Origin of the sequence: Photobacterium malacitanum, assembly GCF_900185615.1 — a bacterium.
Classification (GTDB): Bacteria; Pseudomonadota; Gammaproteobacteria; order Enterobacterales; family Vibrionaceae; genus Photobacterium; species Photobacterium malacitanum.
Genome location: NZ_FYAK01000002.1, coordinates 408,834 through 425,013, shown reverse-complemented (window position 1 = coordinate 425,013; position 16,180 = coordinate 408,834). Strand labels below are relative to the sequence as shown.

Genomic DNA, 16,180 nt, shown 5'->3' with positions numbered 1-16,180 from the left:
TTTGTTGAGTACTGTTATTTATTTCATTAGTAATTTAAAAAATTGAGTCGAGAATATGTATTGCTCACCCGTGAGTGAGAATACATATTCTCTTTTTGTTGGATGGATATTATTTGGATAGATTATCTAAGAATATTAATCCTTGCTTTAAGCCATTAGCGGTTAAGGTGTCATAAAAGTTATCTATATCTGCTAGATATTGACTTATAGCTAGTTTTTCTTCTTGATCTTTAGACATATTAAAAAAGATAAGACACACAGTTCCTGTTCGAGAGTGGATTACTTGTTCAAGTAATTGACTACCTGCTTGTGATGATAATTTAATGCCAAGATCTAATGTGTTATTTGTCATAGCATGACTGAAAACAGATAATAATTCTTTATCAATATCTTGTTGTTGTGAAAATAGAGATGCAAGAAATTTAACGTGTTTAGTGGCGAGTGCCGTTATCATATTCTCAAGATTTTCATGTATAGGGGATGCCAGCCAACGAAACATATCATCAGATGTTACTGTTGTTATTTGACTACATGTATTTGCTTGCTCTATTGCGTGGTCGTGATTTGAGATATAAAACATATTAAAACAATGCTGTAATACCCATTCAAAATTAACTTCAGGGGACGTGATGTTATGTTGAGAAAGAACATTAGCTGTAGTATTTTTTGCCTCGCTATGAAGTGATTGCAGCATTAAGTATAACGTGAAAAATATTTTAGTTTGATAAATAGCTTCATGCATTCGATCGTCGATTGACGACGAGCGTGCTGTAAGCTCTGTAAATGCTGCTATTTCTCTAACAGCGGCTTGAATATGCAGTTCGATACTGACTGTATCACTTAATCTCGTACTCATTAGCGTATTCCTTTTTCGCTGGTACACCTTAATTGTGGTACAGATTTGTCATTTATGCATAGTATGAGCATTATTCTGTGAATAATGTTCACTTTTATTGAAGGGGGATTTAATCTGCTTAAGCTGTAATATCAGAAAATACAGGAATATAATAAATAAAAATATAACTAGATATTTAAACTATGAATATTACTTATAGCGAAAATAGGCATTTACGAAAATTTTTTCACTTACAACAACAATATCAAGAAATTATTTATAAAGATGTAAGAGAGCGGTTACCACATTTAATTCTTACGCAGTCAGCAAAGATAAAGACAGCCAGGCAATTGCGTAACAATGGATTAAGAATATATGAATATAAAATTGTGGCGGCCAAAGATGCTGTGTTTCGATTAGCATATACGTATTTTAACAATACGATTAATGTTATTTACATTAGTCAGACAATTATAAAGCATCAGTTTTGTCAATTATTAGAAAAAACAGAACTTGTTGATTAATAGATATTATTTGGTAGGGATGTAAAAAAATAAGCCGTTATGAAATATTAACGGCTTAATTATAGATAAAATGTTTTATAGTGTGATTTTAACTTATTGCGCTATCAACAGGTTCAACCCATAAGATACCGACTTCTTTTTTGACTACTTTTACAATGACACCTTTATCGATGGGGGAGGTTGATTTAACATTCCATTGAATGCCGGAGTAATTAAAGTTATATACAGTTGATGGTAATAAGTCTTCTTCTAGTTCAAATTGGATAGTAGCAAAATCACTATTTATCTCTGTTTGAGTTGATTTATTTTGTAATTTTTTCAGTGGTTTCCAGAGTGCAATGGTTAACAACAGCGTTATAATCGCTAAGGTTGAAATTGTACTTAACCAATTAGCATCAATTAGACCAATGTAAATTAGACCACTAGTAAGTAGCATCGCCACGCCAAAAAATAGCAATACTAATGTACTACAACCGAGTATGAGCACTTCGATAATAAGAGCTAATAGCCCTAAAGTGACTAATGTTTGCGGAATATTGCTAAACATATAACACCTTAGCTCTAGGATTTACCTGTTTGAGCTTTGTTAATTGAATTAATGATTGATAAACCTTGAGCAACCATCGAGCTTGCATTGGTTGCATCATCAGCAAGAAGAACAACTGATGACTCTTTAGCAATGGCTTTTTTCGCCTCAATAGCTTTGGTTGCCAACTCAAGTTGAATTGCTTTTTGACCTTGCTCTGTATCTGCTGCTTCACCAATTTTTCGTAATGCTTGTGCTTGAGCATCTGCAACGGCCAAAATAGCAGCGGCTTCACCTTCGGCTCTTAGGATTTGCTCTTGTTTATCTGCTTCAGCAGAGAGTACTTGCGCTTGTTTTTTACCTTCTGCGACATTGATTGCTGATTGACGATCACCTTCTGATTCAAGGATTTGTGCTCTTTTTTCACGCTCAGCTTTCATCTGTGCTTCCATTGCAGCCATCACCGAACTTGGTGGCACAATATCTTTAATTTCGTATCGTAATACTTGTACACCCCAAGGCTCAGATGCGGTATTAATAGCTGCAACAATATTCGCATTTAAAAGATCACGTTCTTCAAATGTTTTGTCGAGTTCCATTTTACCTAACTCACTACGCATTGTTGTTTGTGCTAATTGAGTTACAGCAAAACGGTAATCATCAACACCATATGTCGCTTTGTAAGGCTCTAGAACACGAAAATAGAGTACTCCATCAACAACAAGGCTAATATTGTCTTTGGTAATGGCTGATTGTGATGGAACATCAACCGCGGTTTCTTTAAGGCTTCTTTTTGCACTAATATTATCAATAAATGGAATAATAAAGTTTAAACCCGCCTCCTTGGTTGCTCGGTATTTACCAAAACGTTCAATAAGCCATGCTTCATTTTGTGGAACAAAAATAATACTTAATTTAAGTGTGACAACAATAAATATCAATAAATACAGTTGTGGACTTGTAAGCAAGTTAGTTATGAGATCAAGCGGCATCTATATATTCCTTATGTTGATTAACCTTTGAGTTTACTGTTAGTTTTATAACCGAATGTATTACTTATTAATGCATATTGGATAATATATTATTATAGAACAGTATCATATTTGGTTATTATGTTCACAACATATTGTTTAAATTATGACATATTGCTGCGTAATGGTTAATGTCATGCTTGATATCTGTAAATATTGAATGTTTGCAGGATATGGTTATTTTTATTTATCTGAAAGAGGAGAGTAAGATAGGTGCCGCTTGGCAATAAACTATAGATAAAAGGTGGCCACTGATGCACTCAGTTAAAATAGTGTATCAGTTAATATTTATAGCATATTTTTAATTTACCAGCTTAGTTCTTAACCTAGAGTGTAGAAATATTAAAAATGATAAATTACTTATAATGCTTTGTTGGTAAAACAGTTAATGGGTTGTTTTTACTACTGTGTAGCCAATAAAGGCCTGAATTTTCACCTAATATGAGCTGTAATTTCTTCTGAGCGGCAATGATATAGTCATAACGAATCGCATTATTTTTATATGAACTAGACGCATTATCATCATCTGAAAAGATAATAGACTTATTTTCACTTAAATTAGCATTTGCTTGATAGGCCCAGTGAAAAACTTCAGGTGTAATTTTTAAGGTCGCAATAAATTGAGCGTCCTTTTTAATTATTGTTAACGATTCTGCTGATAGTGATAAAGCCTGATAACGACCTGTTTTTTTATCCGCAATGAAACTAACTTTTGAATAATCGAAAACATTATTTTTATCTGTTGGTGATATATAAAAATTTGATACTTTATATGTGACACCATAATCACCAAGATATGAGCGGTAGACAACTGACAATGGTTCGTGGATAGCGTCAGAAGCGATACTAATATCTTCATGAAAGAGCTTTTCATTATCAATAATTAGATGAGTGAATTGAGTCCATTCATCAGGCGCAATTTTATAACTAAAATCAGTCATAGGTATGCATTGATTAGTTTCTGGTTTGACTTTACACCAAGCAATAGAATAAAAATCATCTGAGGTATAAAAATAAATTTTATGATCCATTGTTAATATTTTTCCATGCTTGTTTACTTGCTGTGAAAAAATAGCTTTGATTTTATTTCTTAAGTCAACTTGTTGTTCTAAATTTTTGGTGATAAAGGTTATATTATTAGTACCGATCTTTTCATTTTCGGTTAAAAAGTGTGTAGGTTCTGTTTGAGCTGGTGACATATACCATGCACCGCTACCAAATAATGCTGCACCTAAAATAACGATAGAGGCAACAGTCTTTTTATTAATCTTACTAATAATAGAGTGTGATTTTTGTTCACTTAGATCAACTTCTTCTCGCGTAAATTCACGAATTTGGTAGCCGACACGAGGCAATGTCTCAATCACATCACCTTTGTTTTGTTCATTAAGTTTTACACGTAACGCACGAATAACCTGAAATAGTGAGGCTTCAGTAACGATACGATCAGGCCAGCCAACCTTGAGTAACTCATCTTTAGTGACAGGAGTACTATGATTCTCGATCAGATAGGTAAGAATATATTGTTCTGACAAATTTAGTTTGAGCGTAGATTCAGATGTTTTGAGTACGCCTTGGCTTGCAATGAAGCATACTTTTGTTCTAAATCTTATTTGCTCAATATTTGCCATTTATAAACCTCACATATTAATTTTTAGTTTGTCAATTCTATCATGAAAGAGTTATAAAATGACTTATAGGTGTTAAAGTTATATCTAATTGTTGTGATAATATTAATTATTACCATGAAATACAATATGCTAAATCATTATCCGCATAGAAATTAAAAATAATTCACAAATAAGAATATTCCAAATCAATGACAAATAAAAATATGCCTTATAAGCACTTTTTATATAGGGCTGTGTTATTTATTATCAATAAAAGATGTTAATTGACGTGATTTTTACATTAAAAAAATTTCGATGTGATTAATTATCTTGGTGAATGTTTTGTTTTAACAAAAGAAAGAGCGTGAATGCTCTTTCTTTAGACATTATTTGTCGCTGAAATAGCAATTACTTTTGAAAAATCTCAGTAAACTCGCGTTTCATTGGTGGGTTGCGACGTGCTTTCTTCAATTGTTTACACATGTCTTTAACGCAGTTAGCCAGTACTTTATCAAGCATTGTTGCTTTATATTCTGCTTGCTCATCAGCGCTCATGTCTTCTGGGAATTTGGTATCTTGCATTTCACCAAGGAAGTCTACACCAGAGTAACTTTGGCTTAGTGCAACAAGAGAGTGAAATTGCTCGAAATTATCCAAAACATTTTGTGCGCTGGCTGGCAATGTATTCCATGCTTCACGTGAAGTAGGTTCTGATACCTTATAAACGTTCACAAGCATATCAATCAACTCTGCTGGCACTTCTTCAAACTTGACTACTTGGCGAAGTTCTGGAGAACAGTCATCTAGTGTGAATACTGTTTCTTCAATGATTTGCTCTTCGTTGTTATTAATTTCAGACATAGTTTTTCCTAACGCATTGTGTTTTGAGAGGAGGAATCCTATATTCCTACTGATAAATGTCAATATATGATTATAAAAGTTATAATAAAAATTATTTTAGTAAATAGTCATGGTGCAATCACGCTGTTAAGGGAAATTTTTCATACCCAGCATATATGGCACGAACAATGCAATATGTTTTATATTGTATGCTTGCTATCGTATAAGGATCTAATATGGGAGTGATGCGGATTTTAATTGCCGATGATATCGCTAGTGAGCGGTTATATTTAACGGCATGTCTAACTAATCTTGGTCATATTGTTAAGTCAGTATCATCAGGTGCTGAACTGTTGAAGTGTTATACAGAGTTTAAACCCGACTTGTTACTCATTGATATTGAAATGCCGAAACAAAATGGTATTGAATTAGTCCACACACTTCGACATCAATACCAAGAGTGGGTACCTGTGATATTTTTAAGCGGTCTTGATGACCCTCATATTATCGCAAAAGCCATTAATGTTGGTGGCGATGATTATCTGGTTAAACCTGTTAATTCGATTATTTTGGCTGCAAAAATGCAAGCAATGAGCCGAATTTCTGTTATGCGGCAACGGTTAGAACATACGACGATACAGTTACAGAAAATAAATAAGTTATTGTTAGAACAAGCAAATGAAGATCCACTGACAAAGCTTGCTAATCGACGTTATCTTGATCAAAAGTTAAAAGAGTTTATTGCCTTACATGGACGCAACAATTTACCGTTAACAATTATCCTACTAGATGTCGATTTCTTTAAATTATTCAATGATTTCCAAGGACATATTGAAGGAGATAATTGTCTTAAACTATTGTCTACAAGTTTGAAAAAAATATTTAATCGCGCCGGGGAGGTTTGTGGTCGCTATGGTGGTGAAGAGTTTATTGTATTAATTTGTAATTGCGATGAAAAACAAGCAATTAAAGAGTGTCAACGTCTTAAAGATGAGATCTTTAAGCTTGCCATTCCACATGAGAATTCGTTAATTAGCAATCAGTTGACAGTGAGCCAAGGTGCAATTTCATGGGTGCCAACAGGACTTGAATTGGTCGAGAATTTATATCAAGCGGTTGATACTTTATTATACCAAGCAAAAGATAATGGCCGTGATCAATTCGTAACAGCAGAATACCCATATTCTTTAGTCAGCCATAATGAAAACTAATATTCACTTGTCTTTGGTCAAGATTATTGCATTTGATGAGCTAACTGCTTGCTGCGAAAGCTAAATGTGCTAGTCTTCTTAGAGTATTTTGACACTGTATTGTAGTAATGGCTTTGTGAGTGATGAATATTAATACTGTATTTTTACTTTAAAGCTATTTGGTAATGATGAATAGGATGATCATGGATATGCAATTAACAGAACACCAAGCTCGAGTGATTGGTTGCTTACTTGAAAAAGAAATTACAACTCCAGATCAATACCCTTTAACGCTCAATGCGTTAACGACAGCATGTAATCAAAAATCAAGTCGCGAGCCTGTTATGGCACTTGATGAAGCAACGGTACTTGATACGTTAGAAGAGCTGAAAGAAAAGCGAATGGTGCGCGATGTATCAAGTTTTGGTAGTCGTGTTTCTAAGTTCCAACATCGTTTTTGCAATACTGAATTTGGCTCATTGCAATTTAATAAACAACAATTAGCCGCTATTATTGTGTTGCTATTACGTGGGCCGCAAAGTGCAGGTGAAATTCGTACTCGTACTAATCGTCTGTGTGATTTTGCTGATACACATGAAGCAGAATCAGTACTTGAACAATTAGCTTCAGACGAAAAAGGGCCTTATGTTGTTAAATTGCCAAAAGAATCAGGTAAACGTGATTGCCGTTATATGCATTTACTGAGTGGCGAGATCGATGTTGATAATTATGTTCCTGTTAAGACTGCCACTGCAAGTAGTACAATTAATGAAGAGCGAATCATTGCGTTAGAGCAAGATGTTGAGCAATTAAAGTTACAACTGACTGAATTACAAGCAATGTTAGAATCATTGACAGAATAGTTTCTATTATTTACGAATACTGGTAGATTACTCTGCCTGTATTTGTGCAGCGTTATCGTTTATATAGGCTCAACATTATATGTTGAGCCTGTTTGTTTTGCGGCTTGTTATTATGTCTACCATACCTTGGTTTGTTTATCTTATACGTACTCGACAAGGGACACTTTATTGTGGTGTTACCACAGATGTTGAGCGTCGTTTTAAAGAGCATCAACATAGTAAGAAAGGGGCTAAATACCTTAAAGGTAAAGCCCCTTTAACGTTAGTGTGGTCGCAGCAGGTAAAATCTAAACGCGATGCAATGCAGTTTGAGTATCGAATTAAAAAACGTTTAACCAAAGCGCAAAAAGAAGAGTTGATTGTGCAGAATACTTCTTTATATATGTTGTTTGGTGATTAAAACGTTAGCGTTTTTTTGTGTTGGTGTGCCATAAATAATCTATGGCCTGCGAACATTGTTATTTAGAAATGATTACAATCTTGAAGGTTTTTCCATGGCGATCAGTGCCACTATATACAAAGTAAATATTAACGTAGCAGACATGGATCGCCATGTTTATCTTGATAGTCAGCATACTGTTGCTTGTCATCCATCAGAAACATTGCAGCGTTTTATGCTGCGAGTGCTGGCATGGGGACTAAATGCTGACACCGACTTACAATTTACTAAAGGCGTAAGTTCTACTGAAGAGCCTGATTTATGGACGAAAAATTTAGTAGATGAAATTGAATTATGGGTTGAGTTGGGTTTACCTGATGAAAAACGTATTCGTAAAGCATCACATCGCGCTAAGAAAGTGATTGTTTATGCTTATGGTGATCATGCCGCTCCTGTGTGGTGGCAAGCAAATAAGACTAAGATCAGTGCTCTAAAAAATGTATCAGTGGTCTTTATCCGTGATGAGGAATTAAAGTGCTTAGAGCAGTTAGTTGAGCGTTCAATGCAGTTACAATTAACGATTGAAAGCGAGCAAGCTTGGCTAAGTGATCAACATGGTACAAGTATTTCGATTATGCCTGAATGGTGGCAGCGTTAATCAATACGACCATTATAAGTATTGCTAAAAAGAGTGGAATAAGTGCAGACTTATTCCATTTTTTTTGATCATTTTTAAGTAACAGTAGGTTAATTGGCTTTGGTATTATTCAGCTGTAGTATATTGAGGGTGCTCATGGTAGCGTGAGGTAACGAATAAAATCAAAACACTACTGATAATGAAAATGATATTTTTGATATTAGCAATATACAATTTATCGTCATCATTATTGAAATAAGAATTTGAGATAACCAAAGGATTGCTTATGCCGTCAAACATTTATCGTTCAGCTAAAACTGTTTGGGATTATCATTTGTTACATCAATCATTGCTGAAAAGTGATTGTTTATTTGTGCTTTGTAGTAATGATATAAGAGTTGCCGAGTATGCAGCTGAGCTTTTCTTACAAGGGTATGCGCCTTATATTGTTTTTTCTGGCAATGTTGGAGAAATTACTCAAGGACTATTTCCATGCTCAGAAGCTGAACATTTTGCAAATATAGCACGAGAAATGGGCGTTCCAAATAACTGTATTTATATTGAATCACAAGCGACCAATACGGGTGATAATATTATAAAAACGCGAGCGCTATTAAAAGATAAGCAACTTGATCCACAAAGCTTTATTTTAGTACAAAAGCCATTTATGGAGCGTCGAACGCTGGCAACATTTGAAAAACAATGGCCAACGAAAACGGCTCTGGTGGCATCTCCGCCGATTGAGTTTGATGATTTTGCGAACGATGTTATTAGCTATGGCGACACTATTAATGTGATGGTGGGAGATTTACAGCGTATTCGTTATTATCCTGCTTTAGGTTTTTCAAGCGAACAAGTGATCCCTCAATTAGTGTGGCAAGCATATCAACACCTCGTTGCAGTAGGGTTTGATGGCCATTTGTCATCAGAACTTCCAAGAGATTAATATAAAAAAGCGTGTTTCCATATACTTTCTAATAGAAAGAATTAGAAACACGCTTTTTATGGTTTTAACGAGTGTTACGATTAACCAGCAGCAACGTTATCTTCAGGGTAACTAAGCAATGTAGGTTTTGGACGCGCCAGCATATAAGCTAATGTTAATGGACCGAGACGACCAATGATCATAACCACAATGATAATGTATTTACCTGGTTCAGAAAGAGTTGCACTTAAACCTGCGGTTACACCTACAGTTGCAAAGGCTGAAATGGTCTCAAACATGACCTCATAGAATGGTGCTTTTTCCGTTAGCATTAAAGCAAACATCGCTATCAACAACACAATTCCACTGACGACAATAATTGCCAGTGATTTGGTTACGGTTTGATTGGATATAGTGCGTTTAAATAAAACGACCCGATCTCGTTGCTTTAAAAATGACCAAGTCGCCAAAATTGCAACAACAAAGGTCGATACTTTAATACCACCACCTGTTGATGTTGAACCTGCACCAATTAGCATTAAAAGCATCAGAACTAATAAACCAGGCTCTGTAAATGCGCCGATATTAACACTGTTAAAGCCTGCTGTACGTACTGTTGCTGATTGAAAGAATGCTGCAAGCCATTGACCAGAAGTATTTAAGCTACCTAATGTTTGCATATTATCGTGTTCAAGCAACCAAATCATTATTGTGCCAGCAAGTAATAATATTGGTGTCGCAATAATCATTATTTTTGAATGCAGTGATAAAAAATGAAAACCACGATGTGAATTTCGTTGTAAATCTGAAATAACCGTAAAGCCTAAACCCCCTAGAATAAAGAGCATAGCAATAGTAATAATCACTAAAGGATCATCAACATATTGGGTTAAATTATCAGAAAATAGTGAAAAACCAGCATTATTAAACGCTGATATTGAGTGGAAAACAGCCGTAAATAGACCTTTATCCCATCCCATCATTGGTACCCAACGTAGTGATAGAAAAAATGTACCAATCAATTCACAGACAATAACGAAAATAATGATGTGTTTAACCAGTAAACGTATATTGGTGAACTTTTCTTGCCCGAGTTGCTCTTTTGTTAGCGATTGTTGGCGTAGGCTAACGCGTAGGCCAAACATATATAACAAAACAGCAGATAAGGTCATTTGTCCAAGGCCACCAATCTGCATTAAGATCATTAATAAGACTTTACCACTGGTAGTAAAGTGGGTACCTGTATCAACAACGCCAAGTCCTGTCACACTAATCGCAGACGTTGCCGTAAAAAGCGCATCAACAAAACTTAAACCGGATACAGAAAATACCGGTAAGGTTAATAAAATGGCACCAGGGATCAAAATCGCTAAAAAGCTAAAGATAATGATTTTCGGTTCAGACCAACGTTTATTGCGTTTGTCTGTTTTTATAGGGACATACATTGCCCGATTAGGGATAAAACTCATAACTTTCTTAATGTTTCTGATAATACATCTTCAGGGCCAGTAATAATTAAAATATCACCAACTTGCATTTCCATTTCCATATCAGGAGCCTTACGTACCTCAGGGCCACGTTTAAGGGCTAACACTTGGGTTTCATCACTGCTTGCGCAAGGGTGTTGTGACAGAGGTTTACCCATATTTCGTGCTGTTACGACAACTTCAGCTAAAGAAATGCCGCTGCCAAGTTCTGAAAATTCAAATACACGTTTATCTAACATATTACGAGCAATGCGGATGCCCATATCGCGTTCTGGTCTTATGATTTTATCAGCGCCAATTTTTGAAAGGATTTTACAATGTGGGGTATCTTTGGCTTTGACCCAGACCGTTTTAACACCGGCATCTTTTAATAATAATGTCGTTAAGATATTAGCATTGATATCGTCACCGATAGCAACCATGACTAAATCGTAATCATCAAGTTTTAGTTCCGCAATAGTTGCTTCATTTGAACAATCAGCGACGACAGCCTGGGTGGCAATATCAGCGGCTTTACGAACACACATTTCATTAATATCAATGGCTAATACTTGTGCTCCGCGCTCGCTAAGTTCTTCACATAGCGACATACCAAATCGACCAAGGCCAATTACAGCAAACTGCTTATCTTCAGCATTCATTTTTTTTCCCCACATTACTTTTGAGTAATGCTTTATTTGTTTTGTTGTTGATTGTAAAAACATTGAATTAACAAATTAGCGATTTCTATGCTACTGAGTATCCATTTCGTTAAGTCATTTTTATTATGACGATGCACATAGAATCATCAAATTCCGGTTAGGTATAATTTTCGGATATTGCTCGCATTTTATATGTAATTCAAGTTAATGAATCTCAAGTTTCATTGATGTTTTATTACAGTCAAATAACATGCCAATCGTAACTATATGATTAAACGTTATTTTTGTTGTTTAGTATGAAAAGTGAACAATAATAGCGTTGAAAATAGTAATCTTATATTTAGCTCTAATTGTGTTATTCACTCAATATATGCTGAATTATCAGCCGATATTGTATGGTTATATTGCCTGTATGAGTCATAAGCAATGTCATTTATGTATAGACAAAATAAACCTAAATAACCATTATTTTGTCAACAATTGGTCAGGCAACAGAATAAATAACGATGAGAGCTGAGTATTAATGCTTTGTTCGACAAATATAAGCCATTACTCTAGCAATAATAAAGCCTGAAATTAATCCACCGGTATTGGCGGCTAGATCGAGCCATTCACCATAACGATTAACGTAAGGTTGAATCAATTCAATAGCACCACTCCAGCAAAAGAAAAAAACAGCAATTGCTAACCATTGCTTAGGTTTAACAAATGCGACAGCAAAAATTAAAGTAGCGTAAGCAATGAAGTGATGGGTTTTGTCTGTGCCTGCAACAACAGGTAATTCAGCTTGTGGTGTTAAAGATAAGACTGTAATAAGAATAAGTATCAGTAAACTAATTAACTTCCAATAGGCATGAAAAAATTGGCTAAAGCGTGACACCATAAATAGATCTCTTTAAAGAAGGTAAAGATGCAAATTATATCGATGTCGATGCAGGTTAACAACAGCCATACTAACCGATAACTGTTTGATGATGGTTGGAAAAATGAGCAATTAAGGCTTATTTACACCAACGTTAATTATAATTGAATAGAGGTGATCGATAACAACATTCTATGATGCATTATTGCCTTTAATATAATAACGAAAGTTGAGTACGTCATGGCTAAAGTACATATTTCTCAATTGCATCATACTTTTCAGAGAGCATTGACTGATATGGTGGTAGGTGAGGCGATAGAAGCTAGAACATTTAAAAAAGATCGCGGTATTGTGGTGTTAAAACAAGAAGCCGATCATTTTATCTTTAAGCAATTTGGTTTTGATAATAAAACACGTGTTTTTGATAGCATGAGCTTATTAAAACAACTCAAAAAAGCCATAGCAAAAGAATTTCCCCGCAGTAATATGGCATGGATAGCTCATTTTGAGGGCGTGACTTCGATTGATACACTAAGTGCTGAACATAATCCTCAGCCAAGCTTGTTCTAATTACACGTCTGTTGAAATTAAAAGGCACTTAGCTGCCGTCACTAAGTGCCTTAATTTATCTCATCGTAGCGCAACAGACTTATAGTGCTGCTTTTATCCATACCATGCGGTGATCAGAAGATACGTCTTTTCCTTCACCTTTTTCACCGATACGCGCATCGTTAACAAGTAATCGACCTTGTTGATCATGCGCAGGCCAATATACGCCAGAAGCAGTGATATTGAGGTTATTGGATGGAATTGCGTGGTCGACTTGTAAACCAAAATTACTGGTTAAACGATTTGGATAAGGGTTATCTTGACGACATTCGCCATCACTAAAACAAGTTTCAGCCCCTAAGCTACTCGGCGTCAGTTCACCGTCCGTCGCAGTTTGGTTAACACGATGGTGGTTTAATAAGCTTTCAATTGTTTGGCGGTAACCGTCACCAGCATAAGGATCTGCGTTTAAATCACCCACAATTACAAACTTTTCATTTTCTGCAAGGCCGCCAGTTGTGCCTTTATCATCGTAAATAAAGTCACCGTGGGTAATGTAGTTATTCCAAAACTGAATCTCATCGCGGTTTTGCATTTTATTCTTTTGAGTCACCGTATCAAATACTGGTGGTGTTGGATGCGACATCAAAATATGAATGGTTTGCTCGCCATTAGCGGTTGGAATAATGATCGGTGCATCAACGTGATTTTTTGATGATAAACGTAGATTGTCCCATTCAATTGGGGTGTACCAGTCATCACCACACGCCATACCATCAGGTATTTTATTTTCTGGATCATTACAATTGGTGATTGTTGGCATTTCTGCTGAAGGGAGATCTTTCCATTTAAAGTTTTGGAAGGTACGGGTATTCGCTGTGTCGATTTTATATTGTGACATCAGAGAAAATCCGTATTGACCGTGATATAGACCAAATCCCCAGGCATCGTTAGGACCTGAATTTACTTTTCCATCGTTATTAAGATCAAAGCCACTCATTAAACCTGTATTGGTTGCATAGCTTTCAAAGAACGGGTATTTGATTGGTTCCAGCGTATCACCACCATCAATGCTATTTGGACTTTGACCAATAGAGAGATAATTATCTTGGAAACCTGTCAGTGCAGCAGTATTTTCACCGGTGCCATCATTATTAAACTCAGCTAAAAGAATGACATTAGGGCGTTTGGTTTGGATAATTGCAGCAACATTACGGATTTGAATAATTTTAAGGGCTTTTTGTTTTTGTTCTGGAGTAAGAGTATTGTCATTAAAGCCTTTAATTAATGCTTGTTGCTCAGCAGGAGAGGTTTGCATTTCATCAACGAGTTGCTCAAAGCTAGTACGATCAAATGACAGATTAAAGGTAGCGATAGTGACATCCTTTGCCACAGGTTTAACGCTATTCGTATTATGGCTATTACACCCGCCTAACAGGACTGAAGTAATGGCAATAGCAGCAAGACTTTTAATTAATTTCATCCGTAATCTCAGTTAATTCGCAACAACAATCATTAGTTAGCTCAGAATTATACTGATAGATTTATTATTAATAGTGATCTCAACAGAGTTTTTTTGCAATCAATGCTGCTACAGCATCATGTTATTATTTAGTTTGGAACTAAGATCTATTTTTTTTTTAGGATTGTTTATTTTCAGTTAAGTTATTAATCGTGGCTGTTAATGCGCTATTCAGTTCAGTGTTGGTTACTTTAGCGGTATCAAAGTCAAAATTATCATAAAAGCTAGGTACAGAGAGTGAGGCTTTTACTTCACCTGCAAAATACGGTGCAGAAGTAACGGCAGTGGTTAATACTGTATTTGCACCACCTGGGCCTGGGGAAGTGGCCAGTAATACCATTGGTTTGTTTTGGTAAACCTTAGGGTTTATACGTGATGCCCAGTCAAAGAGGTTTTTATAGGCGGCAGTATATGAACCATTATGTTCTGCAAAAGAGATGATTATTGCATCAGCTTGAGCGATACGATCCAAAAAGTCTTGCGCTAATGATGGAATACCAGATTCAGTTTCACGATCAATGCTATAAAGTGGCATTTCAAAATCATTAATATCTAATAAATCAATTTCAGCATTTGTAACTAACGATGCTGCATATGTTGCAAGGTGCTTATTAATTGATTGGCGACTGCTGCTAGCGGCAAAAGTAAGTAATTTCATATTTAATCCCTCATTATAATCTTGTATTCGTTATATTGATTGGTTAATAACGATACCTTATTGGTGTTTTTCCAGTGTATATTGATAGTCTAAATTAATTAATAGACCAAAAGTATTTTAACTATTTCCATATGACTAATAATAAATTATTTGATGGCATCATTATTTTTGTTCAAGTTGTTAAAAGTGGTAGTTTTAGTACTGCTGCTGAAGTACTTGGGCATTCAAACTCACACATTAGTAAAGAAATTAATAAATTAGAAGCACGCCTAGGCGTACGGTTGCTTAATCGTACGACACGCTCGTTAGCATTGACTCCTGAAGGGGAGGTCTATTACCAAGAATGTACACAATTGATTATAGATGCAGAGCAAGCATTAGGGCTTATTTCACAAGACAGCTTAAATCCAAGAGGTACCCTTAAAATAAGTTGTCCGGTCTGGTTAGGGACAACATATTTACAGCAGGTATTTAGTGACTATTTAGCCTTGTATCCTGATATGCAATTAGATATTGATTTAAATGATAAAACGGTGGACGTTGTTGCTGATGGCTATGATCTTGCTATTCGTGCATCAGTCGCATTAACTGAATCAAGTATAATTTGTAAACGTCTTTTTAGCAGTCCAATATGCACCGTTGCTGCGCCAAGCTATCTTCAAAAATTCGGTGTGCCAAAACATCCATCGGAACTGATTCACCATCAGTGTTTATGTTATAGCAATCTTAAAAAGTCAAACCAATGGCAATATACAGCAGTAGATGACAAACCGTTTAATGTTGATGTTCAACAAAAGTTACGTTGTAATAGCGCGCCAATGATGGTGGCTATGGCTGTTAGTGGGGTCGGAATTTGCCATATACCCAAGTTTTATATTGAATCAGAAGTAGAAAACGGAGAGTTAGTAGCAGTATTGTCTGAATACGACCGTACATTAGTAAATGTGTATGTTGTTTATCCAAGTCGAAAACATTTATCAGCGAAGGTGAGGCGATTTATCGATCTGTTAGAATGTAAAATAAGCGGCTAGTTGTATTTTTAGCATATTGTCGTAAAAATTTACATTTTACATCTTTTATTTTTACGTTTTAGTGATATTT

Annotated in this window: 18 protein-coding genes; 8 read left to right on the top strand and 10 right to left on the bottom strand. The window is 35.5% G+C overall.

Translation table 11 applies throughout. The features are described 5' to 3' along the window. Positions 1 to 109 precede the first annotated feature (109 nt). Positions 110 to 856 (bottom strand): hypothetical protein, encoded by a 747-nt coding sequence (locus tag PMAL9190_RS07180; RefSeq protein ID WP_087844549.1) that lies wholly within the window; start codon positions 854 to 856, stop codon positions 110 to 112. Between the two features lie 182 nt (positions 857 to 1,038). On the opposite strand from PMAL9190_RS07180, the gene PMAL9190_RS07175 reads away from it, so the two are divergent. Beyond that, positions 1,039 to 1,359 (top strand): hypothetical protein, encoded by a 321-nt coding sequence (locus PMAL9190_RS07175; RefSeq protein ID WP_087844548.1) that lies wholly within the window; start codon positions 1,039 to 1,041, stop codon positions 1,357 to 1,359. An 88-nt stretch (positions 1,360 to 1,447) separates the two neighbouring features. Here PMAL9190_RS07175 and PMAL9190_RS07170 read toward each other — a convergent pair whose 3' ends face one another. The 4 genes from PMAL9190_RS07170 to PMAL9190_RS07155 form a co-directional block, all read right to left on the bottom strand. Continuing rightward, a complete protein-coding gene (locus PMAL9190_RS07170; protein ID WP_087844547.1) occupies positions 1,448 to 1,906 on the bottom strand; it encodes an NfeD family protein in 459 nt (152 codons plus the stop codon). A 14-nt stretch (positions 1,907 to 1,920) separates the two neighbouring features. After that, positions 1,921 to 2,877 carry an SPFH domain-containing protein gene (locus PMAL9190_RS07165; RefSeq protein ID WP_087844546.1) on the bottom strand — a complete coding sequence of 319 codons (957 nt, stop codon included), beginning with the start codon at positions 2,875 to 2,877 and terminating at the stop codon, positions 1,921 to 1,923. Positions 2,878 to 3,272: 395 nt separating this feature from the next. Then, on the bottom strand, positions 3,273 to 4,547 hold the full coding sequence (locus PMAL9190_RS07160; protein WP_087844545.1) for a winged helix-turn-helix domain-containing protein: 1,275 nt from the start codon (positions 4,545 to 4,547) through the stop codon (positions 3,273 to 3,275). A gap of 387 nt (positions 4,548 to 4,934) precedes the next feature. Then, entirely contained in the window at positions 4,935 to 5,387 is a 453-nt protein-coding gene (locus PMAL9190_RS07155; RefSeq protein ID WP_087844544.1) for a DUF3069 domain-containing protein, read from the bottom strand. Positions 5,388 to 5,602: 215 nt separating this feature from the next. Here PMAL9190_RS07155 and PMAL9190_RS07150 point away from each other — a divergent pair, with 215 nt between their 5' ends. The 5 genes from PMAL9190_RS07150 (at position 5,603) to PMAL9190_RS07130 (ending at position 9,381) form a co-directional block, all read left to right on the top strand. Beyond that, on the top strand, positions 5,603 to 6,577 hold the full coding sequence (locus PMAL9190_RS07150; protein WP_087844543.1) for a GGDEF domain-containing response regulator: 975 nt from the start codon (positions 5,603 to 5,605) through the stop codon (positions 6,575 to 6,577). A gap of 182 nt (positions 6,578 to 6,759) precedes the next feature. Next, positions 6,760 to 7,419 (top strand): YceH family protein, encoded by a 660-nt coding sequence (locus tag PMAL9190_RS07145; RefSeq protein ID WP_200813382.1) that lies wholly within the window; start codon positions 6,760 to 6,762, stop codon positions 7,417 to 7,419. 112 nt (positions 7,420 to 7,531) lie between these two features. Continuing rightward, positions 7,532 to 7,819 carry a GIY-YIG nuclease family protein gene (locus PMAL9190_RS07140; RefSeq protein WP_087844948.1) on the top strand — a complete coding sequence of 96 codons (288 nt, stop codon included), beginning with the start codon at positions 7,532 to 7,534 and terminating at the stop codon, positions 7,817 to 7,819. Positions 7,820 to 7,913: 94 nt separating this feature from the next. After that, positions 7,914 to 8,456: a YaeQ family protein gene (locus tag PMAL9190_RS07135; protein WP_087844541.1), complete on the top strand. Its 543-nt coding sequence runs from the start codon at positions 7,914 to 7,916 to the stop codon at positions 8,454 to 8,456. A 265-nt stretch (positions 8,457 to 8,721) separates the two neighbouring features. Beyond that, positions 8,722 to 9,381 (top strand): YdcF family protein, encoded by a 660-nt coding sequence (locus tag PMAL9190_RS07130; protein ID WP_087844540.1) that lies wholly within the window; start codon positions 8,722 to 8,724, stop codon positions 9,379 to 9,381. An 80-nt stretch (positions 9,382 to 9,461) separates the two neighbouring features. Here the strand turns inward: PMAL9190_RS07130 and PMAL9190_RS07125 are convergent, their stop codons facing one another. The 3 genes from PMAL9190_RS07125 to PMAL9190_RS07115 all read right to left on the bottom strand — a co-directional run bounded on the left by PMAL9190_RS07125 (position 9,462) and on the right by PMAL9190_RS07115 (position 12,371). Further along, positions 9,462 to 10,829: a TrkH family potassium uptake protein gene (locus tag PMAL9190_RS07125; protein WP_087844539.1), complete on the bottom strand. Its 1,368-nt coding sequence runs from the start codon at positions 10,827 to 10,829 to the stop codon at positions 9,462 to 9,464. Beyond that, complete coding sequence (locus PMAL9190_RS07120) at positions 10,826 to 11,488, bottom strand: potassium channel family protein (RefSeq protein ID WP_159458369.1); 663 nt, start codon at positions 11,486 to 11,488, stop codon at positions 10,826 to 10,828. The genes PMAL9190_RS07125 and PMAL9190_RS07120 overlap by 4 nt, the downstream gene beginning before the upstream one ends. 520 nt (positions 11,489 to 12,008) lie before the next feature. Then, positions 12,009 to 12,371 (bottom strand): VanZ family protein, encoded by a 363-nt coding sequence (locus PMAL9190_RS07115; protein ID WP_235004314.1) that lies wholly within the window; start codon positions 12,369 to 12,371, stop codon positions 12,009 to 12,011. Positions 12,372 to 12,590: 219 nt separating this feature from the next. Here PMAL9190_RS07115 and PMAL9190_RS07110 point away from each other — a divergent pair, with 219 nt between their 5' ends. Beyond that, on the top strand, positions 12,591 to 12,920 hold the full coding sequence (locus tag PMAL9190_RS07110; RefSeq protein WP_087844537.1) for a hypothetical protein: 330 nt from the start codon (positions 12,591 to 12,593) through the stop codon (positions 12,918 to 12,920). Between the two features lie 79 nt (positions 12,921 to 12,999). Here PMAL9190_RS07110 and PMAL9190_RS07105 read toward each other — a convergent pair whose 3' ends face one another. Further along, positions 13,000 to 14,382 (bottom strand): endonuclease/exonuclease/phosphatase family protein, encoded by a 1,383-nt coding sequence (locus tag PMAL9190_RS07105; protein WP_087844536.1) that lies wholly within the window; start codon positions 14,380 to 14,382, stop codon positions 13,000 to 13,002. A gap of 157 nt (positions 14,383 to 14,539) precedes the next feature. Continuing rightward, positions 14,540 to 15,079 (bottom strand): NADPH-dependent FMN reductase, encoded by a 540-nt coding sequence (locus PMAL9190_RS07100; protein WP_087844535.1) that lies wholly within the window; start codon positions 15,077 to 15,079, stop codon positions 14,540 to 14,542. A gap of 131 nt (positions 15,080 to 15,210) precedes the next feature. On the opposite strand from PMAL9190_RS07100, the gene PMAL9190_RS07095 reads away from it, so the two are divergent. Further along, positions 15,211 to 16,110, top strand: a complete 900-nt coding sequence (locus tag PMAL9190_RS07095; RefSeq protein WP_087844534.1) for a LysR family transcriptional regulator — start codon at positions 15,211 to 15,213, stop codon at positions 16,108 to 16,110. Positions 16,111 to 16,180 lie beyond the last annotated feature (70 nt).

Coding starts and splice junctions, on each gene's coding strand:
- PMAL9190_RS07180 (WP_087844549.1), bottom strand. CDS start 856: ATGAGTACGAGATTAAGTGATACAGTCAGTATCGAACTGCATATTCAA.
- PMAL9190_RS07175 (WP_087844548.1), top strand. CDS start 1,039: ATGAATATTACTTATAGCGAAAATAGGCATTTACGAAAATTTTTTCAC.
- PMAL9190_RS07170 (WP_087844547.1), bottom strand. CDS start 1,906: ATGTTTAGCAATATTCCGCAAACATTAGTCACTTTAGGGCTATTAGCT.
- PMAL9190_RS07165 (WP_087844546.1), bottom strand. CDS start 2,877: ATGCCGCTTGATCTCATAACTAACTTGCTTACAAGTCCACAACTGTAT.
- PMAL9190_RS07160 (WP_087844545.1), bottom strand. CDS start 4,547: ATGGCAAATATTGAGCAAATAAGATTTAGAACAAAAGTATGCTTCATT.
- PMAL9190_RS07155 (WP_087844544.1), bottom strand. CDS start 5,387: ATGTCTGAAATTAATAACAACGAAGAGCAAATCATTGAAGAAACAGTA.
- PMAL9190_RS07150 (WP_087844543.1), top strand. CDS start 5,603: ATGGGAGTGATGCGGATTTTAATTGCCGATGATATCGCTAGTGAGCGG.
- PMAL9190_RS07145 (WP_200813382.1), top strand. CDS start 6,760: ATGGATATGCAATTAACAGAACACCAAGCTCGAGTGATTGGTTGCTTA.
- PMAL9190_RS07140 (WP_087844948.1), top strand. CDS start 7,532: ATGTCTACCATACCTTGGTTTGTTTATCTTATACGTACTCGACAAGGG.
- PMAL9190_RS07135 (WP_087844541.1), top strand. CDS start 7,914: ATGGCGATCAGTGCCACTATATACAAAGTAAATATTAACGTAGCAGAC.
- PMAL9190_RS07130 (WP_087844540.1), top strand. CDS start 8,722: ATGCCGTCAAACATTTATCGTTCAGCTAAAACTGTTTGGGATTATCAT.
- PMAL9190_RS07125 (WP_087844539.1), bottom strand. CDS start 10,829: ATGAGTTTTATCCCTAATCGGGCAATGTATGTCCCTATAAAAACAGAC.
- PMAL9190_RS07120 (WP_159458369.1), bottom strand. CDS start 11,488: ATGAATGCTGAAGATAAGCAGTTTGCTGTAATTGGCCTTGGTCGATTT.
- PMAL9190_RS07115 (WP_235004314.1), bottom strand. CDS start 12,371: ATGGTGTCACGCTTTAGCCAATTTTTTCATGCCTATTGGAAGTTAATT.
- PMAL9190_RS07110 (WP_087844537.1), top strand. CDS start 12,591: ATGGCTAAAGTACATATTTCTCAATTGCATCATACTTTTCAGAGAGCA.
- PMAL9190_RS07105 (WP_087844536.1), bottom strand. CDS start 14,382: ATGAAATTAATTAAAAGTCTTGCTGCTATTGCCATTACTTCAGTCCTG.
- PMAL9190_RS07100 (WP_087844535.1), bottom strand. CDS start 15,079: ATGAAATTACTTACTTTTGCCGCTAGCAGCAGTCGCCAATCAATTAAT.
- PMAL9190_RS07095 (WP_087844534.1), top strand. CDS start 15,211: ATGACTAATAATAAATTATTTGATGGCATCATTATTTTTGTTCAAGTT.